Annotated in this window: 15 protein-coding genes and 1 riboswitch; of the genes, 10 read left to right on the top strand and 5 right to left on the bottom strand. The window is 42.5% G+C overall.

What is annotated here, in order from left to right:
* Positions 1-9: 9 nt before the first annotated feature.
* Positions 10-2,169 (bottom strand): S9 family peptidase, encoded by a 2,160-nt coding sequence (locus tag Q7J63_RS20145; protein WP_304888784.1) that lies wholly within the window; start codon positions 2,167-2,169, stop codon positions 10-12.
* A gap of 151 nt (positions 2,170-2,320) precedes the next feature.
* On the opposite strand from Q7J63_RS20145, the gene Q7J63_RS20140 reads away from it, so the two are divergent.
* Together Q7J63_RS20140 and Q7J63_RS20135 are read left to right on the top strand one after the other, a co-directional pair.
* Positions 2,321-6,646: a PAS domain S-box protein gene (locus tag Q7J63_RS20140; RefSeq protein WP_304888782.1), complete on the top strand. Its 4,326-nt coding sequence runs from the start codon at positions 2,321-2,323 to the stop codon at positions 6,644-6,646.
* Positions 6,647-6,710: 64 nt separating this feature from the next.
* Entirely contained in the window at positions 6,711-8,018 is a 1,308-nt protein-coding gene (locus Q7J63_RS20135) for a hypothetical protein (protein ID WP_370691936.1), read from the top strand.
* A gap of 64 nt (positions 8,019-8,082) precedes the next feature.
* Here Q7J63_RS20135 and Q7J63_RS20130 read toward each other — a convergent pair whose 3' ends face one another.
* The gene (locus tag Q7J63_RS20130; protein WP_304888778.1) at positions 8,083-8,643 is read right to left on the bottom strand and encodes a RidA family protein; all 561 of its coding nucleotides are present in this window, start codon (positions 8,641-8,643) and stop codon (positions 8,083-8,085) included.
* Positions 8,644-8,874: 231 nt separating this feature from the next.
* A riboswitch (SAM riboswitch) is annotated at positions 8,875-8,976 on the top strand.
* Positions 8,977-9,042: 66 nt separating this feature from the next.
* On the opposite strand from Q7J63_RS20130, the gene Q7J63_RS20125 reads away from it, so the two are divergent.
* The 6 genes from Q7J63_RS20125 (at position 9,043) to Q7J63_RS20100 (ending at position 17,179) form a co-directional block, all read left to right on the top strand.
* Positions 9,043-10,086 carry a homocysteine S-methyltransferase family protein gene (locus tag Q7J63_RS20125; protein WP_304888776.1) on the top strand — a complete coding sequence of 348 codons (1,044 nt, stop codon included), beginning with the start codon at positions 9,043-9,045 and terminating at the stop codon, positions 10,084-10,086.
* On the top strand, positions 10,079-12,793 hold the full coding sequence (gene metH / locus Q7J63_RS20120; protein WP_304888774.1) for a methionine synthase: 2,715 nt from the start codon (positions 10,079-10,081) through the stop codon (positions 12,791-12,793). Before Q7J63_RS20125 ends, metH begins: the two co-directional genes overlap by 8 nt.
* Complete coding sequence (gene metF / locus Q7J63_RS20115) at positions 12,790-13,743, top strand: methylenetetrahydrofolate reductase [NAD(P)H] (RefSeq protein ID WP_019597065.1); 954 nt, start codon at positions 12,790-12,792, stop codon at positions 13,741-13,743. The genes metH and metF overlap by 4 nt, the downstream gene beginning before the upstream one ends.
* 178 nt (positions 13,744-13,921) lie before the next feature.
* Complete coding sequence (locus tag Q7J63_RS20110) at positions 13,922-14,776, top strand: hydroxymethylglutaryl-CoA lyase (RefSeq protein WP_019597063.1); 855 nt, start codon at positions 13,922-13,924, stop codon at positions 14,774-14,776.
* Positions 14,777-14,855: 79 nt separating this feature from the next.
* Positions 14,856-15,419: a PepSY-associated TM helix domain-containing protein gene (locus tag Q7J63_RS20105; protein ID WP_031326975.1), complete on the top strand. Its 564-nt coding sequence runs from the start codon at positions 14,856-14,858 to the stop codon at positions 15,417-15,419.
* 65 nt (positions 15,420-15,484) lie between these two features.
* Positions 15,485-17,179, top strand: coding sequence for a Na/Pi cotransporter family protein (locus Q7J63_RS20100; RefSeq protein ID WP_019597061.1), 1,695 nt, complete (start codon positions 15,485-15,487; stop codon positions 17,177-17,179).
* 252 nt (positions 17,180-17,431) lie between these two features.
* Here the strand turns inward: Q7J63_RS20100 and Q7J63_RS20095 are convergent, their stop codons facing one another.
* Positions 17,432-18,259, bottom strand: coding sequence for a universal stress protein (locus Q7J63_RS20095; protein ID WP_019597060.1), 828 nt, complete (start codon positions 18,257-18,259; stop codon positions 17,432-17,434).
* Between the two features lie 146 nt (positions 18,260-18,405).
* On the opposite strand from Q7J63_RS20095, the gene Q7J63_RS20090 reads away from it, so the two are divergent.
* A complete protein-coding gene (locus Q7J63_RS20090; protein ID WP_304888770.1) occupies positions 18,406-19,170 on the top strand; it encodes an SDR family NAD(P)-dependent oxidoreductase in 765 nt (254 codons plus the stop codon).
* Between the two features lie 114 nt (positions 19,171-19,284).
* Positions 19,285-19,941 (top strand): Crp/Fnr family transcriptional regulator, encoded by a 657-nt coding sequence (locus Q7J63_RS20085; protein ID WP_304888768.1) that lies wholly within the window; start codon positions 19,285-19,287, stop codon positions 19,939-19,941.
* A gap of 122 nt (positions 19,942-20,063) precedes the next feature.
* On the opposite strand, the gene Q7J63_RS20080 is transcribed toward Q7J63_RS20085, so the two are convergent.
* Together Q7J63_RS20080 and Q7J63_RS20075 are read right to left on the bottom strand one after the other, a co-directional pair.
* Positions 20,064-20,681, bottom strand: coding sequence for a carbonic anhydrase (locus Q7J63_RS20080; RefSeq protein ID WP_019597057.1), 618 nt, complete (start codon positions 20,679-20,681; stop codon positions 20,064-20,066).
* The gene (locus tag Q7J63_RS20075; RefSeq protein ID WP_304888766.1) at positions 20,681-22,432 is read right to left on the bottom strand and encodes a SulP family inorganic anion transporter; all 1,752 of its coding nucleotides are present in this window, start codon (positions 22,430-22,432) and stop codon (positions 20,681-20,683) included. The genes Q7J63_RS20080 and Q7J63_RS20075 overlap by 1 nt, the downstream gene beginning before the upstream one ends.
* Between the last annotated feature and the right edge of the window lie 126 nt (positions 22,433-22,558).

Raw genomic sequence — 22,558 nt, 5'->3', positions numbered from 1 at the left:
AGTTGGATTTCATGGATGCTGAACATAACGCTCAAAGAATTCAACAATTCTTCCGATACGGTCGATTCTTCTATGAACCGCCCCGGTCCTTGACAATTCATGTCCTTCGCCGGGGTAGCGCACGTATTCCACAGGTCTACCGAGTATTTTAAGGCTTTTGTATAACAATTCAGATTGCCTGACACCTGTTCGCAAATCCGCATCGGAGTGCTTGATAAGCAAGGGTGTCTTGATGTTTTGGACGTATGTCTGCGGACTGTTGTAGTCCAATATTTCTTTGACACCCTCTTCCCAAGGATAACCGAAATGATTGGGAACCAATCTCCATGCATTTCCTTCGCCCATGAAGAAAGTCAACTCATAAACACCTCTTTGGGAAAATGCGGCCTTGAATCTGTGGTCATGGCTCACGATCCAAGCAGTCAAATAGCCCGCATAAGATCCGCCGGTAAGGAAAAGTTGATCCTTATCGATCCAGTTGAATTGTGCTTCTGAAGCTTCCAAGGCGCCCAAAACATCTGCAGCAGGGCCATCTCCCCAATTTCTATAATTACCCTTTTGGAACTCCTTTCCGTATCCACCACTTCCTCTTGGATTGGCATAAACCACTCCATATCCTTTGGCAGTCATCACTTGGAATTCATGCCACATGGAAGCTTCTCCAGGGCCCCACATTGCGGAAGGACCCCCATGCATTTCCAATACGGTAGGGTAGAGGACTCCCTCTTTTTTGTCAATGGGTTCCATTACCCAATAGTCGATCACAAAACCATCTTCGGTATTGAGTTTGTGCGCAGAAGGCTTTGATATTTTTTTGCCTGCAAGCCAACCCTCATTGAATTTTGTGATTTGGGTTGCATTTTTATTCAAGAGATCCGAAGTAAACATTTCGGATGGGTTTTCTATTTTGGTGAGAGAATACACCAATTTCTGTCCCTTGAGGTCAAAACTGGTCACGCCAACAGGACCAGAGATGATTGGAGCGATTTTGGAATTTTTTATTTCCACATTCCACAGAGAAAAACCTCCTGAATTCGATCCGGTGAAATAGATTGATTGGCTGTCATCGGCCCAAGCACCAATGGAAATACTTCTGTCAAGGGATTCGGTCAACCATTTGAAACCGGTTCCATCTGGCTTGATGATGCCGAGCATACCCATGTTGTAACTTGGTTCATCCAAATTTTGGCCTCCAAAGAGGATCCATTTACCATCAGGAGAAAAAGTGGGGTTTCCAACCCTGTGGTTTTCCAAAGTGAAAAGCACGGAAGTGGTTTTGTCCGAAGGGTTGATTTTCCAGATTTCGGTTTGGTTGGTGAGGTCGGGATGCTCGATGTTCTTCAGGGAAGAAGCGAGTACATAACTTCCATCAGGGGCCCAATCGGCGGCAAAGAAATTTTGGAATCCATCCGTGATTTTTTCGCTGGTGCCGCTGGCTATATCAAATATCCCCAAATGACTAAAAAGCAAATCGGGGTTCGTATCCGATTCACCTAAAAAATTTAACCTATCAATTACTTTTGGATCATTCTTGGAGGTGTTTTTTGCCAAGTAAGCCCGGAGTTCCTCAAGGGTTCCGTCGGGATTGGCTTTGATTTCCTCCTTTGCCAATCCTGCCTCAATTGCCTTATAGTTGGGCTCGTCACCATATGCTCTACCTGGCCTTGGGTTATCCCAATCGGGTTGACCTTCGAGCGCCCACATGGGGATAGTGGATGTAAAGAGGATTTTTTTTCCATCCGGTGACCAAACAGGATTGGATGCACCATACTTTTCTTGGGAAATCACTTGGCTTTCACCGCCCTCCAAGGGCAGAATCCAGAGTTGCGATTTGTTGTCTTTGGGTCTTGAATAAGCAACCTGCTTTCCATCGGGAGACAATGCAAAAGTGGAAATGTTGTATTCGGATGAAGTCAATGGCCTGGAAACAAAGGGGGCAGTTAGGTCTGAGACCCAAAGTTGGGATTTATAGGAATACTCACCATTTCCCTTTTCCTCGACAAATTTTTTCAGGAAAAGAACCTGATTGCCTTTTGGGGTGATTTCTTGGTTTGTGGTAGTGATTATTTTGGCCAAATCTGTGATCTGGATCAAATCATTTCCTTGACCAACGGCGATATGCCAAGTCAAGAGGAAAAGAAGGAGTGAATTTGTAAATTTGTGCAACATTATTTTAATTTTAGTTATAAGGTTTTTAATACCATTGATTTCTGTAATATTGGACTTTATACCATGGATTTTATTTAGATTTGGTAGCCACCAACACAATCACTAATATAGTTCATCAAATTTAAATAGCACCTATCACCCAGAGTTGAACATGAATGTTTTTCAAAAATTTGATATTTCCAGTTTTTTTGATGAAATACAGGATCCAGTTCTGATTTTTTCTGAAAATGGGACGCTTTTTTTCAATAAATTTTACATCGAATTCATTGGGGATTCCATTTTAAAATGTGAGGCCTTTTTTGACAGTGAAGCTATATTGCTAGAGGTTTTGGAATTTTTCCGCAATGGAAAAATTCCGTCAACCGAATTTATCAAATCCATTTCCTTCAAAAGCCGAGAGGAAATCCGCTACAAATGGTTTTTCGTCAATCTTCCCTCCCATGACCAAGAGCGGGTGTTCATCCTCAGGGGCAAGCGGCATTTTTCGGTTGATGAATTGATGAAAAAGGAAATGTCGAAAATTATCCAACAAGAAAAGCCAAAAAATGACCTGGATTTTGTAAACAGTATCCTTAGATATAGCCATGATATGGTGGCTATTTTGGATGGGGAAGGAAAATTCAAGTTCATCAGTGCTGCCGTTATTGAAAAATTGTGTTATTCTCCAAGCCAGGTTATCGGGACCTCTTATTTGGATTTAGTGCAAAATGGACTCATCGAAATTGAATCGGGGAGTTTTAAGGAGGTATTGAATAGTAAGGAAGAAATTGGGGTTGATTTTTGGTTATACAAACCCAATGGACAAAAAGTATTCATTGAAAGTTTTGCCCGGAATCTGCTGGATGATCCACAGATCGAGGGAATACTTTTTAGTGCCAGAGATATTACAGACTTCAAAAAGGCTAAAAAATCACTTGAAAAGCGCTTTGAACTTGAGAACCTGATCAACCAAATTTCTGCTAAATTCGTCAATTCGAGCATTGAGGGGATCGATGCGGTTTTCAGCGAATCTCTTCGAATGCTGGGTGAATTTGAAAAGGCAGACAGGTCTTATATTTTCTTGGTTCACCATGATCTTCAGGAAATAGAAAATGTGTATGAATGGGTATCGGAGGGGATAGCTCCAGAAATCGATTATCTAAAGCGCCTTCCCATCACGTCACAGAATCTTACAATCAAATCCTTGGAAAAAGGAGGGATATTGATCATTCCGGATGTGGAATTGATGGATCAGGAATTTGCTTACGAAAGGGATATTTATATCGAACAGGGGATCAAATCTGTAATCCTTATTCCCATATTTTCAAAAAACATTTTGATTGGTTTTTTTGGACTGGATGCGGTCCGAGAAAAAAAAGCCTGGCATGAAAAAGATGAGTATGTCCTTAGGCAGCTGGGAGACATTTATGCCGGTACCTTTATCAATCGCTTGATCAACAAGCAGCTTGAGAGAAACAAAAACCTGTTGGCCTCAACCGAAATTCTGGCAAAATCAGGTTCGTGGCGGTTCAGCAACTCAAAAAAACGATTGTTTTTTTCAAAGGGACTTAACAGGATATTTGACCTGGACGAAACGCAACAATCCGCAAAGGTCTATGAGTTGGTGAAAAGGATTCACAAAAAGGACAGGTTGTCTTTGTTCCAAAACTTGAATACCGCAATCAATGGACTCAGCGCAAGTTCCGGCGAGTTTTTGTTGATCGGAGACGGAGGCAAGGAAAAATTCATCAATTACAATATTCAAGTCAGGAAAATCCAGTCATCGGAAAATGTTGAAATTTATGGGTATTGTACGGATGTGACCCACAAGAGAGGTGCGGAAAACTATCTCAAGCTTCAATCCCAAATTTTGACTCAGGTAAATGACCCGATTTTCGTGACGGACCTTTCCCTTAAAGTCATCTATCTCAACAAGGCCGCTTTCAATGAGTTTCAAATCGAAACTGACGGCAGTTTGGATCAGAAGTTAACTTCCTTTTTTGAATTTTTGATTCCTGGAGAGGGAGACCTTTCGGAGGTTATTGAAAAGGTGTCTGCGGAGGTGAATTTCAGGGGAAACATGAACATCAAAACCAAAGAGGGGAAGATAGATCCGTATGAGGTTTCCATTCAGGTTTTTCTAAACGATGACCAAGAGAAGATAGGGTACTCCTATCTCTTCAGAAATCTGTCACTTGTTGTAAGACAGGAAGCTTTGGCCCAAAAGGCCAAAATGATTGTGGAAAACAGTCCCGCAGTTTTGTTTACGGTAGACCCCGGTGACCATTTTAGGATCGTCTACATTACCGAAAATATTAGCCAGTTCGGTTACAGTGCAGACTTCTTGATGCAATCGAACACCAGTATATTGGATTTGATCCATCCGGATGATGCGAGGGACATCCCTCATCATTATTCAAATGAAAACATGAATGGGGCTCCTTCATTTTCGGGTGAATATAGGATTCGAAAAAAAGATGGCAAATATAGATGGGTAGAGGACAAAACCAATAAGGTGTATGATGCAGCAGGAGAAATTCTGCTGCATCAGGGATTGTTTCAGGACATTACCGAAAGGAAAAAAAGCAAGGAAGAAATCCTCAGAAGCCAACAACAATACCGTGTATTGGCTTCCAATATTCCACTTACCAATGTGTTTTTGATCGATAGGGATTTACGTTACATCGTGGCGGAAGGTACTAATTTTGCCAATTGGGGATTGAAATCCAGTGATTTTGAGGGGAAAACATTGGCCGAAGTCCATAAGAAAAAACTCAATGAAATCCAGCCTGCGGTAACAAGGGCATTGATCAAAAAGGAAATCATCCACAAAATCCTGGTGATCAAAAACAGGATCTATGAATTCACCGTCAGGCCTATTATTTATGATCAGGAAGTCGAGTATGCATTGGGTATAGTCAGGGACATTAGTGAAGAATCCAGGGCAAAGGAAGACCTTAAAAAAAGTGAAGAAAAATATAGAAATCTAGTGGAGGAATCCACCGAGATAATATTCTCCTTGTCATCGGATTTGATCTTAACGTATGTTTCGCCTAACGTTTATCAGTTTTTGGGACACCGTCACCAGGATGTAATGGGGATCAGTTTAAAGGATTTCCTGCATCCAGAAGATCTCTCTGTTTTTGGTGAAAAACTCGCAACTGGCATCAATTTTTTTGAGGAAAATCAATATCTGGAATTCAGGTTGCGTCACAAAAATGAAGGTTATCGGATATTCAGTACCAATGGTAAATCCATCCAAGATGAACAGGGGAAGTTCAGGCATTACACCGGTATTGCCAGAGATATAACCAAGCTCAAAGAAGCCCAAAAAGAGCTCTTTTTTGCCAAGGAGAGGGCCGAACAAGCCAATAAAGTGAAGTCCCAATTTTTGTCCATCATGAGTCATGAGATCCGGACTCCGATGAATGCAGTGATTGGGATGGCCCATTTGCTCATTGAGGACAATCCCAGAATTGACCAACTCGAAAACCTCAGGACTCTCCAGTTTTCTGCAGAAAATCTCCTCGGCCTGATCAATGACATCTTGGATTATAGCAAGATCGATTCCGGAAAAATCGAACTGGAAAAAGTCAACTTTGACCTCAATAATTTGATGACCAGGATTCTCCATTCCTATTCCTATCAGGTGAGGGAAAAAGATTTGGAAATCATCTTTGACGCAGACAAATCGATACCAAAAATATTGGTTGGCGATCCCGTAAGACTTGCACAGATTATCAACAATTTGGTTTCCAATGCAATTAAATTCACAGAAGCTGGATTTGTCAAGATTTCCCTGGAGATGGTTTCCCAAACTGAAAATGAAATCAAGGTTCGCTTTGATTTGTTGGATTCCGGAATCGGGATTCCTGTTGAAAAGCTGGAATCGGTTTTTGAGGCATTTACCCAGGCAAGCGCTGAAACTACCCGTAAATACGGAGGTACTGGATTGGGATTGGCCATTGTGAAACGACTAGTTGAGCTGTTTGGATCGGAAATCAAGGTGTCAAGAAGAAAGGAGGGGGGTACCCATTTTAGTTTTGAAATCAATTTTGAAAAACCAAAAAAACTCACCAAGGTTTCAAATGACATTGTCCGTGATGGGAATAAAAACCTGAAGAATGCTGTGATCATGGTGGCGGAGGACAATATCGTCAACCAGATCATGATCAGGAAATTCCTCAAAAAATGGGAAGTACAAGAAGTCGTCATGGCAAATGACGGAGTGGAAGCCATGGAGGAATTCGACAAAAAACACTTCAATTTGATTCTACTGGACTTGCAGATGCCCAATAAAGATGGGTATGAAGTGGCGGAATATATAAGGAATCACCCCGATAAAAGCAGAAGAGATACCCCGATCATTGCACTGACGGCATCTTCCCTTTTGGAGGTGAGGGATCAATTGGAAAAGGTGGGCATGAATGATTATATCCCCAAACCGTTTAGTCCCGACGATCTTTATGCCAAAATTCTTAAATACCTCAAAGTTTAAAATCCTACACGAATGGCAACGTTTGTAATGGAATAAGTTTAATTTTGAGGGTAAATTGAATGGCATGAAAATGAGGTTGTTTTTGTTTTTGTTTTTTTTCTGTATTTCGTTGGCCGAGGCACAGAAGATGCCCAGCAATAGATCCAGTGTTTATTTCACTTATGGAAACACAGGTGCAAATCTTCGGGAGTTTAACCAAATGCTTGACCAAAAGGGGCTTTCTCCCATGCGGAAGGCATATCGAAATTTTGGCTTTGGGTACCAAACCCGGTACAATGATTTTGTCCTCGGACTCGAGCTATTTCAAAACAACGGACCGAAATCCCTTTTCAATGGCTATGAGTTGGATTATAGAACGACGAGGGTATACTTGAACGTAGGCTATTCATTTACCGAAGAAGGTAGATTCCAGTTGATTCATTACATGTCCTTGGGGTCTGGATTCATGAATTTCCAGATGCTTAGGGGGAATCCGAAAAAAACCCTTGATGGTTTCCTCCAAAACCCGGCCCATGGTTTCATTCTCAGGGACGGGGATATCCATAAAGGAAGCCAACATTTTGCTGGATTTCTGACAGAAATCGGTTTTCAGTTGAGCTATGATATAGAAATTCCCGGAAGGGAGGAAATGGTGCAAGTTATTAGCAAGTTCGGCTATTCCTTCAGTCCGTTTGAAGATTCATGGTTGATGAAAGACATCGCTTTTGGAAATGCCCAAAGTGGGCCGTTTTTGAGATTTGGGGCAGGAATCACGCTTCCAGACCATAATTTTTTTTACAAAGATGCCTCCCTGGGACTTCACCTAAGTTATGGATTGCATTTTACGGAACCTGATGTTTTGAATGCGGCTTTGGTGGAAAATGGGTATCGCCCTTTTGAGGGAAGACCCAATAACCTGGGGTTGAAATTATTAGGGGAAAGCAAAGGCCTTCTGTATGGAATTGATTTTTATAACCTAGGCCTCAGTGGTGCGGCTACGGAATCCTCTAACCATACCTTGAACAGTGTCAGGGTTTACCTCAATGGAGGACTTAAGTTTTTCGAAAGAAGAAACCTTGAATTGGGGGGATTGGCAGGATTGGGATATGCAAATCTTCGATACACACTTACTTCCACTGACAAACCGGATTTCCCGGCATTGTTCGAAGAGCCTGATAGGGACGGCCATCTTAAAGCAAGGGGTTTGATGGGGAAACCAGAGTTGTATGTTGCATACGGGATTCCCTTGACAAACAAGAATCTCTTCAGCATGATCGTATCCCTTCATGGAGGTTATGAATTGCCCTTGGGAAATTATTCCCTTGGCGGTGTGGGGATGTCAAGTTATATGGCAAACCCATATCTGCAGTTGAGCCTCGGTCTTAGGCCCTAAGTTTTTGTTTCAACAAGAAATTTAAAAAAGCAAGTCTTCAAGATAGGCATCTTAAAATGTTTTTTTAGTCCTCAACTTCCACGATTAGCTCAACTTCCACTGCGATATTGGAGGGTAATGCATTCATGCCAACCGCGGATCGGGCGTGTTTTCCTTTTTCTCCAAAAACATCTACCATTAGGTCAGAAAAGCCATTCATTACCTTGGGCTGCTCCGTGAAATCTGATTGGCAATTGACCATTCCCAAAACCTTAACGATTCTTTTTACTTTATTCAAGTCTCCAAGCTCCGCTTTAAGGACCGCCAATTGGTTGATCCCAACAAGCCTTGCCGCTTCCCGTCCCTCTTCGATGCTCAGGTCAGTCCCTACTTTTCCGGTGATGGAAGTGCCATCTGGTTTCGAAGGACCTTTACCTGACAGAAAAATCAAATTTCCAACCCGAACGGCATTCACATAATTGGCCACAGGAACTGCCGGTATGGGAAGCGTGATGCCCAATTCTTCAATGCGCTTTTCGGCATCCCAGCCATTTGAAGTCGATTTTTCAACAGTGGTGACTGCCGTGGGTTCAGGGCTACATGCGAGTAGGCAAATAAAGGAGAAAGCAACCAAAAGGTTTTTCATAAATCAAGGGGTTAGGTTTTTCAGTTTGTTGTCCATGTAATAATAAAAAAAAATATTGATCTCTTTGGCATTTGATTTTTAAAGGCTATCAAACAAAAGCAAAATGGATGGTTTGCAAGAGGTGATCGATGGGTTTGTGAATTTTTCAATATGGCATAGAAAAACCATGAGTCTCAAATATTTTCTCGAAAGAGATACAAAATTCAATTTTTTTTGGTTTACATTTGAGTTTACTTATCGAGAAAGACCGAGGGAAGGGCCCTATGACGTCTTAGCAACCTGAAAAAACAAGGTGCTAAATCCCTTTTCGGAATAGCCGGAAAAAGATGAGTGGTTGATAAAGTTTTTGCTTTTTTCTACCGGTTCTTGCTCGATTAAGTTTTTATATACCAGAGCAAAATGAATAAAACCGATCTATTACTTTCGCAAGCCAAAAAGAAGATATTGATTTTGGATGGTGCCATGGGCACCATGATTCAACGATATCAATTGTCCGAGGAGGATTTTAGAACTCCCGAGCTGGCAGACCACCCCAAATCCCTCAAGGGAAACAACGATTTACTTTCCTTAAGTCGACCTGATATCATCAAAGCCATCCATGTCGCTTACTTGGAAGTGGGTGCTGACATCATCGAAACCAATACCTTCAGTGGTACTTCCATCGCACAAGAGGACTATGGATTGCAATACCTTGCTTACCGACTCAACTATGAGTCAGCGAAAATCGCCAGTGAGGCAGCGGCGGAATTTACAGCCAAAAACCCCAGCCAACCAAGGTTCGTCGCAGGAGCAATCGGGCCCACGAACAGGACCGCTTCGATTTCTCCTGATGTCAATGATCCTGCATACAGGGCAGTCACTTTCGATCAGCTCTCGGATGCGTACAAGGAGCAAATCAGAGGATTGCTGGATGGAGGAGCGGATATCCTTTTGGTCGAAACCATCTTTGATACATTGAATGCAAAAGCGGCATTGTTTGCTATTCAGGAAGTTTTCGAGGAGCGTGATATGCCTCTGCAACCAGAGGAAGGGGGGATTCCGGTCATGGTGTCTGGGACGATCACAGATGCTTCGGGCAGGACCCTAACAGGTCAAACCACGGAGGCTTTTTTGATTTCGGTTTCCCATGTCCCACTTTTCAGTGTGGGTTTGAACTGCGCATTGGGCGCCAAAGAATTGAGGCCCTATTTGAAAGTATTGGCTGAAAAAGCACCTTTCTATGTAAGTGCATATCCAAATGCGGGGCTTCCCAACGAATTTGGCCAATACGATCAGGGAGCTTTGGAAATGTCCGCACAAGTTGAACAATTCCTGAAAGACGGCTTGATCAATGTCCTCGGGGGTTGCTGTGGGACAACACCGGACCATATTGCCGCCATTGCCCAAATCGCCGCAAAGTATGCGCCCAGAAAATTAGAATTTTCAACGACATCAGATGAGTAATCTTAGACATCAAAATGTAATGAAGCTTTCCGGGTTGGAGCCTTTGGTCTTCACTCCCGAAATCAATTTCGTAAACATCGGAGAGCGGACCAATGTCACCGGTTCGAAAAAATTTGCCAGACTGATCCTGAATGGAAATTTCGACGAAGCCTTGGAAGTGGCGCTGGATCAGGTGAGAGGTGGTGCCCAAATTCTGGATGTCTGTATGGATGAAGGGATGTTGGATGGTGTTGCTGCCATGCAGAGATTTTTAAACTTAATCGCCTCAGAGCCCGAAATCAGCAGGATTCCCGTAATGATCGACAGTTCCCGTTGGGAGATCATCCTGGCGGGATTGAAATGTGTGCAGGGAAAAGGAATTGTCAATTCCATTAGCCTAAAAAACGGAGAAAAAGAATTTATATCTCAAGCCAAAACCATCAAGAAATTCGGTGCGGCTGTGGTGGTGATGGCCTTTGATGAAAAAGGTCAGGCCGATTCATACCAAAGGAGAATTGACATCTGCAAAAGAAGTTATGACATCCTTGTCAAGGAGGTGCGTTTCAATCCACATGACATCATCTTTGATCCGAATATTTTTCCTGTGGCCACAGGAATGGAGGAGCACAGAACCAATGCCCTCGATTTTTTCCATGCCACTCAATGGATCAAACAAAATCTTCCCGGTGCGAAGGTCAGTGGTGGAGTCAGCAACGTGAGTTTTTCTTTCAGGGGCAATGACCCAGTGAGAGAAGCCATGCATTCCGCCTTTCTCTATCATGCCATCAAGCATGGAATGGACATGGGAATTGTGAATCCGGCCATGCTGGAAATCTATGATGACATCCCAAAAGACCTGCTGCAAAAAGTGGAGGATGTACTCTTCAATCGATCCGAGGATGCTACGGAACAATTGTTGGCCTTCGCCGAGTCCGTAAAGGCAGGGGATAAAAAAGAAGTGGTCAATGAAGCATGGCGCGAAGATCCAGTAAGCAAAAGGATCGAACACGCTTTGGTGAAGGGGATTCTCGATTTTATTTTGGATGACATTGAAGAGGCAAGAATTGCCTTTGGCAATCCACTTAAAGTCATCGAAGGCCCATTGATGGATGGAATGAATGTAGTTGGAGACTTGTTTGGTGAGGGGAAAATGTTCTTGCCCCAAGTGGTCAAATCTGCCCGGGTAATGAAAAAAGCCGTAGCCTATCTCGAACCATTTATGCCCAAAGTTGGGGATTTGGACTACAATGTCGAGCAAAGTGCCGTCAAGAAGATCCTTTTGGCGACTGTAAAAGGAGATGTCCACGATATTGGGAAAAATATTGTGGGTGTAGTCTTGGCTTGCAACAGCTACCAGATCATCGATCTTGGTGTGATGGTTGATGCCCAAAAAATCATCGACGAGGCAATCAAAAACAAAGTGGATATCATTGGGCTAAGTGGTTTGATCACTCCTTCCTTGGACGAGATGGTCAACGTGGCCTCTGAATTGGAAAGGCAAGGATTGAAAATCCCTTTGCTGATCGGTGGGGCAACTACTTCCAGGATCCATACTGCGGTGAAAGTGGATCCTGTTTACAGCGGTATGGTGATCCACGTCGCTGATGCCTCCAAATCGGTACCCATTGCCGGCGAGGCGATCAGCGAAGAAACCCGTGAAGCCTTCCATCTAAAGACAAAAGAAACCTATCAGCAATTGCGGGTGGAACATGAGGCCAAACAACAGGTGAAACAAATGGTGTCCTATGAAGAAGCCAAATCCAATCCCAGTTTCATTGATTGGGAGAATTATGAACCCTTTGTGCCTGCCCATTTGGGAGAAACTGTTCTGGATAACTTGGACCTTTCCTTGCTCAGAAAATATATTGACTGGACACCTTTTTTCAGCACCTGGATGCTGGCGGGAAAATTCCCGAAAATTTTGGAGGATCCCATCGTTGGGGTGGAGGCCACAAAACTTTACGAGGAAGCCCAGAAAACATTGGATAGGATCATTGCCGAAAAATGGATTCATGCAAAAGCGGTGATCGGACTTTATCCTGTCCAAAGAAAAGAGGATGACTTGGTTTTGTTGGAAAAAGGGAATGAAACTGCGTTTACCTTTCATTTTCTTCGCCAGCAGGGCAAGAAAGGGAAAGGTGTTCCCAACCGATCGCTTGTCGATTTTATCCATCCCGATAAGGTGGATTATTTTGGGGGATTTGCCGTGACAGCAGGTTTGGGGATCGAATCCAAATTGGAAGAATTCAAAATTGAAGGCGATGATTACAATGACATCATGCTCAAAGCATTGGCAGACAGACTTGCTGAGGCAGGAGCCGAATATATTCACGAATTGGTCAGAAAAGAGCTTTGGGGATATGACAGTCAAGAAAACCTTGGTAATGACAGCCTGATCAAGGAGGAATACAAAGGGATAAGACCAGCCCCGGGATATCCAGCCTGTCCCGAACACTCGGAGAAAAAAACCCTTTTCGAACTTATGAAAGTCGAGGAAAAAATTGGGATTTCCCTTACCGATAGTTTCGCGATGTATCCGACTTCCTCGGTGAGTGGGTTTTATTTCGGACACCCGGAAAGCAAGTATTTTGGATTGGGCAAGATCGGGGAAGATCAAGTGGCGAGTTACGCCCAAAGAAAAGGGGTAAATAAAGTGCAGGCCGAAAGATGGCTTTCCCCAAATCTCGCCTACACACCTTCATTAAAAGTTGAAATAAATAGCTTATGAAAATCAATGAATATATCCAGCAGGCAAAAGAAACCCTGTTTTCTTACGAAATACTGCCCCCTCTAAAGGGGCAAAGCTTAAAAGACCTTCTGGAAGGGATCGCCCCTTTGATGGAATTCAAGCCGCAATTTGTGGACGTGACTTACCACCGTGAAGAATTTATCTATAAAAAGCATCCCAATGGATTGTTGGAAAAGGTAAGCACCAAGAAACGACCTGGAACAGTGGGGATTTGTGCGGCTATCATGAACAGGTTTCATGTAGAAGCGGTGCCTCATTTGCTCTGTGGTGGGTTTACCAAGGAAGAGACTGAAAACGCACTGATTGACCTCAATTTTATTGGTGTTCAAAATGTATTGGCCCTCAGGGGGGATGCGCCTAAAAATGAAGGTAAATTTACACCAGAACCCAATGGACACGAATATACCACAGATCTGGTCAAGCAGATTATCGGGATGAACAATGGCAAATACCTGCATGAAGAGACTGAAACAGGTTTTCATACTGATTTTTGTGTGGGAGTAGCAGGTTATCCCGAGAAGCATTTCGAGGCACCCAGCATGAAATTTGACCTCAAACATCTGAAGGAAAAAGTGGATGCTGGTGCAGAATATATCGTGACTCAAATGTTTTTTGACAATCAGAAATTTTTTGATTTTGAAAAAAAGGCAAGAGAGGCAGGCATTACGATCCCTATTATTCCCGGGCTAAAACCCATCACTACTTTGGGCCAAATTTCCATGTTGCCGAGGACTTTTTTCCTTGATTTACCGGATGATTTGATGGATGAATTGGAGAAATGTAAGACCAATGCGGATGTTAAACAAGTGGGTATCGAATGGGCCATCCAACAAAGCAAGGAGCTTGTTGCCAATGGCACACAGGTGTTGCATTATTATACCATGAGTAAGGCGGATGCAACATACAGAATAGCTAAAGAAGTTTTTTAGATTTTTCCCCACCAAGATCAATTCTCCTGTTGACCTTTGGTAAGGAATGTTTTTGAAAAGCCTGCTTTCATTAGGAAACGAAGGAAAGCAGGCTTTTTCTCATTTTTCGCAACCCTTGGTGAGCATTAGATTTTTTGGTCCATTATGAAAAATTGTCCCAAAATCATACCTTCGGACCATGATCAAGATAATTGAATGCCCGAGGGATGCGATGCAGGGAATGCCTGGTTTTATAGATACTGCCATCAAGGCAGCTTACATCAACCAGCTCCTCCAAGTGGGTTTTGACACCATAGATTTTGGGAGTTTTGTCAGTCCCAAGGCGATTCCGCAGCTACGGGATACGGCCGAGGTATTGGACCAACTGGATCTTTTTGAATCCAAATCCAAACTTTTGGCCATTATTGCCAATCTGAGGGGAGCAGAGGAAGCGATCTTATTTGAGCAAATTGATTATTTGGGATTCCCCCTGTCCCTTTCCGAGACTTTTCAGCAAAGAAATACCAATAAATCCATTCAGGAAGCCTTAATCGAAGTTGAGAAAATCCAAAACCTTTGCGAAGTTAATGGAAAGACCTTAGTGACTTATCTGAGCATGGGATTCGGAAATCCTTACGGGGATCCTTACTCCCCAGACTTGGTTGCCGAATTTGTGGAAAAACTGAATAAATTGGACCTAAAAATCATATCCTTTGCTGATACTATAGGTGCAGCAACGCCGGATTTGATCAAGGATTTATTTTTGGTAAACAAAATGGCCTATCCAAATATTGAATTTGGAGTTCATTTGCATACAAAAGCTACAAGTCTGGCACCCAAGATTGAAGCAGCGTTAGCCGCTGGTTGCAAAAGGTTCGATGGGGCCTTGAAAGGTTACGGTGGTTGCCCGATGGCCGAAGATGATTTGGTGGGAAATGTGGCCACGGAAGTTTTGGTCGAATTGCTCGAAAAAAAGGGTTTCGATCTTGGATTGAATAAAATAGAGTTTGGGGAAGCCCTTAAGATGGCCAATGTGATTTTTCCAATAGGTTAATCTTAGAATACTGCCGTTGGTAGGAATGAATTTTTACCATGTGTTTATTTGGGATACATTTCGAATTGAAAATGTTGGAATGAACAAAACCTCAAAATTAGCTTTCAAAACAAGGATTTACAGAAATATTCACAAATGGATCAGTATCCCATTTGTGATTTTTCTTTTGGTGATAGGGACAACCGCCATCTTATTGGCTTGGAAGAAGCAGTTGGAATTGGTCCCAAAGACCCAGGGAACGAGGGTAGAAGTGCGGACACACTGGATCAGTTTGGATTCCATGATCATCATCGGACAGGAGTACATGCGGGACAGTTTAGGCAAGACAGCCGAAATCGATAGGTTAGATGTAAGGCCGGGCAAAGGGATTGCGAAAGTGGTTTTCAAAGGCCATTTTACAGAACTCCAGATCGATGGGTTTACCGGAGAGATACTTTCCGTCAAGCAAAGAAATTCGGACCTGATCGAAAAAATCCATGACGGAAGTATCATTGATTTTTTGATTGACCCAAACAGTGAAAGAGCAAAATTGATCTACAGCACACTCACCTCACTTGTTTTGATTTTTTTGTGCATCAGTGGTTTTTATTTATGGCATAATCCAAGAAAAATAAAAAAAATTAAGGCCCAAACCACTCAATGAAACGCTGGTTTTTCAATATTATCCACCTATATTTTTATATTTGTTTGGTACTGTAACCAACAGACATGCAAGAGGAGATATTTGATTTTTGGAAGTTTTTAGCTGGAATTGGGGTATTTCTCTGGGGGATGAATCAACTTGAATCTTCCCTGAAGGAACTTGCAGGCAGATCATTTCGGAATATCCTTCAGAAATGGACTGAAACTCCCTTGAAAGGGATTTTGGTCGGAACGCTGATCACAGCCGTACTCCAAAGCAGTTCCTTGGTGACCTTGATGGTACTGGCATTTTTGGGTGCGGGTGTGTTGAATCTCCGAAATGCAATCGGGGTGATTTTTGGCGCAAACCTTGGGACGACTCTCACTGCTTGGGTAGTCGCTACTTTAGGCTTTAAACTTAGTATTGCCGCTTTTTCCATGCCTTTTTTGGGATTGGGTAGTTTGGTCTATCTGTTTTTTTCAGATCGCCCAATGCTCAAGAATATCGGAGCCTTTGCCGTGGGTTTTGGGCTTCTTTTTCTAGGCTTGGATTTTATGAAAACAGCCATTGAAGATGTGGCCGACCAGATAGACCTCAGTGAATTCGCCACCTATGGATTGTGGATTTATTTTGTGATCGGTATCGTCGTGACGGCATTGATCCAATCCAGTTCGGCTATGGTGGTTATTATCCTGAGTGGTGTCAGCGCGGGGATCATCGGACTGCCCGAGGGAGTGGCCCTGATGCTGGGGGCAAATATCGGTACAACGATTACGGTGATGATAGGGTCATTGAACGGTGCCGCCGACAAAAAAAGGCTGGCTTTGGCGCATTTTATTTTCAATATCGTTACAGGAGGAATCATTTTCTTATTTATTCCCCAACTGATTGATTTTACCTTGACCGTTTTTTCCATCGAGGATCCATTGATTGAAATCGTGCTGCTCAACACTTTTATCAATCTCTTTGGCATCTTGATTTTTTATCCTTTCATCAATAAATTCGAGTCTTGGCTGAAACAAAGGTTTAAGGAATCAGAACCGCAAGGTTATTCCACTTATATCAAGAATGTAAGTATCAAAGTGCCAGAGGCGGCCATTGCAGCCATGGAAAAGGACATTGCATTGGGTCTTGAAAAAACCATGGATTTTATTGTTAAAGTTTGGGATGGTTCCGAAAAAAACGGGTCAAATATGACCATTTGGAGGAAGATTATCCAACAGCCCTATGATTTGCTTTCCCAATACCAAGGCATCAAAAGTCTGGAAGATGAATTGACTGCTTATCATTTGGGGATTCAGGAAGAAAACTTATCCCAAGAGGATGCCAAGAAAATGACCTCTTTGATGCTTTGCCTGCGTACCTTGGTGTATTCAGCCAAAGATATCAAGGATGTGATGCACAATATCCGAGAAATGGAGGATGCGGAAGACAGGTTGGTGAAAGACCTTTATGTCGAACTAAAGACCTATAGTTTTGACTTTTTGGTAAAACTAAAAAAATATATCAAAACCGTTCCGGACTTGTCTGTCATTCCGAATTGGATTGGTGAAAATGACAAGAAATACCAGGCTTTGATCTCTAACCTATTTATTCATGTAGGGAAAAAGAAACCTGAGATCCCCATTTCTAGCCTAACCAACGTCATCAAACAAATCATCTCGAGTTTAGACAATCTGGGGAGTGCCGTCATCCATTGGAAACATTTGAAAAAAGAAGTGATCGATTCGAAAATTGAAGAGCAACCCAAAGAAACTGTTTCATCCCCATCAATTAAATAAGGAAAGAGAATTGTTTCAGGGAATGGATTCTTGATCATCGGAAGGATTAATCGCTTATGGATGATTGGTCGAAAAATCAATGCACTTCCAAAAAAATGAACACCTCCATTCTTCCTAGTGGCCGAATAGAGGTGAATCTTTATCTAGCAGGTCTTTTCGCAAAATCAATTCAGCGAAAAGTTTGAAGGTTAATTTTTCGTTTGGCTTACAGCCTGACCAAATGCACTGCTCCAATGGCAAAGACAAGTCGGTTTAGTTGAATTTAACACTCAAAACCGGGATTTCTGATTTGTAAAGAACGGTTTCGGTGACTCCTATCAGGTATCCAGAGGCTAATTTCCGATTGTTGGTGGCAATTCCAATAAAACCCATTTTGTTTGTGTCAGCGAATTCCACAATTCCTTTTTCGGCCTCTGTATGGTTGAAGATGTGTTTGTGGATCACGATGTCTTCCAATCCCAGGGCATATTTTTGCATCTTTAGCGACGCATCAGGCGAGTTGGAAAATTTTTCTGGGATGTTGATGTAGACAAAGTGAACGGTGCAACGCAGCTGCTTGATGAGGGGCAGCATCCGGGTAAACGCAGGTTTGGATTCCTCATTAAAATGAGAGGCAAAAACCATTTTTCGCAGATCATTCCCTGACATGGTTTTCTTCACCGCCAAGACTGGACAGTTTGCAAATCGAAGGACTTTCTGGAGGTTGGAGCCGATGAATTTTCCTTCCTGAAAACCCTTTCCATACGCTCCGATGACAATAAGGTCCGCGGCTTGTTTGTCTGCAATGTCCACAATGATTTCGTGGGGAATTCCGACCTCGACCACTGCTTCTATTGGAACGCCAGGTGACTTGTGCTCCAAGATAAATGCCTTGAGCTTGTCCTTGGCTTCTGCCTCTAAATCCAGAATGTCTTCATTTTTCCTTTTCTCTTTATCTGGAAGACTCTTCCAGTCCAGGCTGGAAACAATTACATTCACGCAGGTGATGCTGCTGTTTCCCTTTGATGCAATTTTCAAGGCGCTCAAAAGTGCATACTCAGAATATGAGGAAAAATCGATTGGAACTATTATCCTTTTCATGTTATGGTTCTTTTGGTTTTTGTGTTGGTAAATTTCCTAAAAATAAATTTTGAATTTCATGATGAAAGTCATTTCAAAATGTGATATTAATTATTTGAATATAATAATATTTTTTATAAATTTAAGGGCAATTAAACTAACTATTGATGACTTTAAAAGATAAAATAGCTGTTATAACTGGTGGGGCTGGTGAGATTGGTTTGGCTACAGCTAGGAAATTTCTGGATGAGGGGATTTCCGGGATTCTTTTGGTGGATATTGAGGAGGAGAAATTGAAATCTGCAATAGAAAAATTGAATGGCAAAAGGGTTTTTTATTTCGTGGCAGATGTTAGCTGCGCAGGTTCTTCAAAAGCTTACATTGACAAAGCCATAGATAAGTTTGGAAGAATTGACATTTTGTTTTTGGATGCCGGTAAGGAGGAAGCGGTCAAATCGCTGTCCAAATACCAAGAGGAGGTTTTTGACAATGTCCTAGGGGTGCATGTCAAGGGAGTTTGGTTGGGACTGAAGTATGCATTTCCTTACATGCAAAAATACGGGGGAGGATCTGTGATTATCAATTCTTCGATCGAGGGATTGAAGGAAACCACAGAGTTAATGGCCAATACCACTAAAAAACATTCCAATTTGGGGTCAATTCGGATAAAGGCATTGGAAGGTAAACCCAATGTAATCCGTATCAACTCGATCTTTCCAAAGCCCCTTGGGAATAAACTCATCAAGCCTTTCGATTCTGTTTTTTCCCCTAATACCTGCGGTGAAGTTAAAAAAGGGTATCAACAGCGGATTCCCTTGGAGTACTATGCCACAAACGAAGATATTGCAAGATTAGTCACTTTTTTGGGTTCTGACGATAGCAAATCCATATCTGGCGCCACCTACATGGTTGATAGGCGTTCAAGAGCCTGATTGCCAATGGGATGTTTTTAATGGGGGAGGGAAGAACTGTTTCCATTTTTTTTGTGTGACTATTATCACTAAATTGAGTTCTTGGTCGGACTTATTTTTAGATAAATTATCAATATGGAATTAGAAGATTTAAAACAAAAATTACCCAATATCACTGACCCCAACCTTCTCAAGGCCATGTTGGAAAAAGGCACTATTCATGTTTTTGAGTCTGGAAAAGTAATCTTGGCGCCAGGTCAATTCGTCAAAATGGTTCCTGTGGTGCTAGAAGGTGCCATCAAGATCATGCGGATGGATGAAGAAGGGAAAGAATTGTTTTTGTATCATCTTGAGGCTGGTGAAACCTGTGCGCTTTCCCTCACCTGCTGTGCGGCCTCCAAACCGAGTGAAATCAGGGCTGTGGCCGAGGAAAGAACCGTTTTGTTGGGGATTCCCGTCCAAATTCATGAACAATGGACAGATGAATTCAAGCAATGGAAGGAATTTGTAGCCAATACCTACCAAAGACGCTTTCAGGAATTGCTGGTAGCACTGGATGCCGTCGCCTTCAAACGGATGGATGAAAGGTTGATGCGGTACATTGTGACCAAAATGAAACAGCAAAAGTCCAATGAACTGAATACCACCCACCAATTGATCGCCAATGAATTGGGAACTTCAAGAGAGGTGATCTCCAGACTTCTGAAACAATTGGAAAAGAAAAAATGGATTGAATTGGGAAGGAATGTCATCTATATTAGAGACGATTTCGAAGAGTTGATCAGTCAATAAATAATTAAAACCGAAATATGCATTCCGTTTCCCAATAGGATTGAAACGGTATGCATATTTCGTGTTAAATCATTACCCATAATAAAATAAAAAATCCGGTTTTGACAGACCGGATTTTTTATTTAGTGAACAGCAGGAATGATATTGTATTTTTTCTTGAGGTCATGGACGATCCCAGTGGAAAAATCAAAAACCCAGGCATGCAATCGGATCTGTAGCCCTTTGTCCAAAGCATCCCTGTAAACAGAGGTCTGTTTGATGTTGGCGATTTGCTCCAATACGTTTAACTCCACCAATCTTTTCAAGCGATCCTCTTCATCTTCAATCGCTTTCAATTCTGCGTTGTAATGCCGAATGACGTCCTTGATGTTGGCTAGCCAGTTGTCAATCAATCCATTGTTTTTGTTTTCATAAGCCGCCTTGATGCCCCCGCAACCATAATGTCCATAGACGATGATGTCGCGGACCTCCAAACTCTCTACTGCATATTGCATCACGGATAGAAAATTGAGGTCAGAATGCGAAACTACATTCGCAATGTTTCTGTGGATAAAGAGCTCACCCAATTCGGTACCCAAAACGGTGGTTGGCGATACCCGGCTATCCGAACACCCGAGAAGCAAAGCCTTAGGTTGTTGGCCTTCCTTTATTTCTTGAAAATAGTCTTGATTTTCCCCCAAAACTGTTTTCACCCATTCTCGGTTGTTTGCGAAATATTTATCAACGTCAAGTTTGCACATTATTTCACATTGGTTTGAGTGGCATACGGCGTATATTTTTCCAAGACATCTTGCTCAATTGCCTTTTCAAATGCAGAGACAGCTGTGTTGTCATCGATGAAAACATGGTCTGCACCGACGGATTCCAAAATGGCCCACCTGTTCAGAACGTCTCTTACCGGGCCTTTGATTCCAGTCATACATACATCAGTCCCTATTTTTCTCCATGATATGATCCACTCGTTGAGCTCGTGCGCACCTGTACTGTCAATGTTAGGAACACTTTCCATATTCAGGACAATCATTTTGACCTTCTCTTTTTTCTCCAGGAGCCAAAGGTTCAATTTGTCTCTTATAAATTCTACGTTGGCAAAATAAATAGGGCCATCTATCCTGGCCATCAAGACATCTTCCTTTTGCTCAAGGTTTGAAAACCGGGTAATGTTTCTAAAAACATTTGTGCCCGGCACGCGTCCCAATTGTGCCATATGTGGTCTGGATGCACGATAGATCACTACCACGAGGGAAAGGACCATTCCGGAAATAATGCCGGTTTCTATTCCCATAGTCAAGGTGATCAAAAAGGTAGCGACCAGCATGGCAAAATCCGATTTGTCCTTGTGCCATAAATGCACAGGTTCCTTGAAGTCGATCAAACCTGATACGGCCACCAATACTACCGCTGCCAAGATTGCACTGGGTAGATTGTAAAACAAACCCGTAAAGAAGAGTAGCGTCAACACGATCAATATAGCACTGAAAATCGAGGACATCGTGGTTTTTGCGCCAGCATCGTTGTTAACAGCTGTTCTGGAAAAACCACCGGTAACAGGGTAACCCTTGAAGAAAGCAGCCCCAAAATTGGCCATACCCAAAGCGATCAATTCCTGATTGGAATTGAGCCTGTAATTTTTATGTTTTGCCTGAATGGTTTTCGCTACCGCAAAACTCTCGGCAAATCCGACAAGGGAAATGGTGAGCGCTATCGGCAACAAGGTTTTTAAGGTTTGTAAGTCAAAGGAAGGGGAAGAGAAGGAAGGTAATCCACCTGGAACATCCCCTACGATTTTTACGCCCTGTGCAGTCAGGTCAAATCCCCAAACCAACAAAATACCCAAAACCACCGCGACCAGGGGTGCCGGAAAACTTTTGTGGATTTTTTTGCCAAACTTGATGATAATGATCCCCAGAACACCAATTCCAAAAGTAATCCAATGGATGTCACCGATGTTTTGGTAGATGGCCACAATCATTTCCTGGACGTATTCAGTACTCGGAAGGTTGATGCGGAAAAGATGCTTGATCTGACTGAGACCAATGATGATCGCGGCTGCCGAAGTAAATCCACTTATCACGGGATGAGAAAGGAAGTTGACTACGAATCCAAGTCTGAGCACGCCCATTCCAAATTGGATCAATCCTACCAAAAATGCCAACGATAAGGCATACATCAAGTATTGTTCGGGCGAGGAAGCATTTAGACTAGCAATCCCTGCCGCAGTCAATAAGGAGACCATGGCTACTGGACCGACGGCCAACTGTCTGGAGGTCCCAAAGATCGCATATAAAATCAAGGGAACTGTGACTGCATAAAGCCCGTGAATGGGTTCTAGTCCAGCCAACATTGCATAAGCCATTCCTTGTGGGATCAGCATGATGCCCACCGTAAGACCAGCGGAAAGGTCTCCCTGCAAATCGGACTTTTTATAGCTGGGCAACCAATCTAAAATGGGTAGAAAGGTTTTGACTCTATTGAGAACTGTATTTTTCATATTTTTTTCGGCACTATGAAGTTAATGAAAATTAGAATAGCATTATCTGTATCCTAAATTCTGATACAAAATTGAAAAGATAAACGCGCTGTTGAAGTGATATTTGTTACAAATCCGCTTTCCATC

This window comes from Rhodonellum sp. (assembly GCF_030656585.1).
Lineage (GTDB): Bacteria > Bacteroidota > Bacteroidia > Cytophagales > Cyclobacteriaceae > Rhodonellum > Rhodonellum psychrophilum.
This window is presented reverse-complemented; position numbering and strand designations above follow the sequence as displayed.

Excerpts from the sequence above, each read along its gene's own strand:
- Q7J63_RS20145 (WP_304888784.1), bottom strand. The coding sequence starts at position 2,169 with ATGTTGCACAAATTTACAAATTCACTCCTTCTTTTCCTCTTGACTTGG.
- Q7J63_RS20140 (WP_304888782.1), top strand. The coding sequence starts at position 2,321 with ATGAATGTTTTTCAAAAATTTGATATTTCCAGTTTTTTTGATGAAATA.
- Q7J63_RS20135 (WP_370691936.1), top strand. The coding sequence starts at position 6,711 with ATGAAAATGAGGTTGTTTTTGTTTTTGTTTTTTTTCTGTATTTCGTTG.
- Q7J63_RS20130 (WP_304888778.1), bottom strand. The coding sequence starts at position 8,643 with ATGAAAAACCTTTTGGTTGCTTTCTCCTTTATTTGCCTACTCGCATGT.
- Q7J63_RS20125 (WP_304888776.1), top strand. The coding sequence starts at position 9,043 with ATGAATAAAACCGATCTATTACTTTCGCAAGCCAAAAAGAAGATATTG.
- metH (WP_304888774.1), top strand. The coding sequence starts at position 10,079 with ATGAGTAATCTTAGACATCAAAATGTAATGAAGCTTTCCGGGTTGGAG.
- metF (WP_019597065.1), top strand. The coding sequence starts at position 12,790 with ATGAAAATCAATGAATATATCCAGCAGGCAAAAGAAACCCTGTTTTCT.
- Q7J63_RS20110 (WP_019597063.1), top strand. The coding sequence starts at position 13,922 with ATGATCAAGATAATTGAATGCCCGAGGGATGCGATGCAGGGAATGCCT.
- Q7J63_RS20105 (WP_031326975.1), top strand. The coding sequence starts at position 14,856 with ATGAACAAAACCTCAAAATTAGCTTTCAAAACAAGGATTTACAGAAAT.
- Q7J63_RS20100 (WP_019597061.1), top strand. The coding sequence starts at position 15,485 with ATGCAAGAGGAGATATTTGATTTTTGGAAGTTTTTAGCTGGAATTGGG.
- Q7J63_RS20095 (WP_019597060.1), bottom strand. The coding sequence starts at position 18,259 with ATGAAAAGGATAATAGTTCCAATCGATTTTTCCTCATATTCTGAGTAT.
- Q7J63_RS20090 (WP_304888770.1), top strand. The coding sequence starts at position 18,406 with ATGACTTTAAAAGATAAAATAGCTGTTATAACTGGTGGGGCTGGTGAG.
- Q7J63_RS20085 (WP_304888768.1), top strand. The coding sequence starts at position 19,285 with ATGGAATTAGAAGATTTAAAACAAAAATTACCCAATATCACTGACCCC.
- Q7J63_RS20080 (WP_019597057.1), bottom strand. The coding sequence starts at position 20,681 with ATGTGCAAACTTGACGTTGATAAATATTTCGCAAACAACCGAGAATGG.
- Q7J63_RS20075 (WP_304888766.1), bottom strand. The coding sequence starts at position 22,432 with ATGAAAAATACAGTTCTCAATAGAGTCAAAACCTTTCTACCCATTTTA.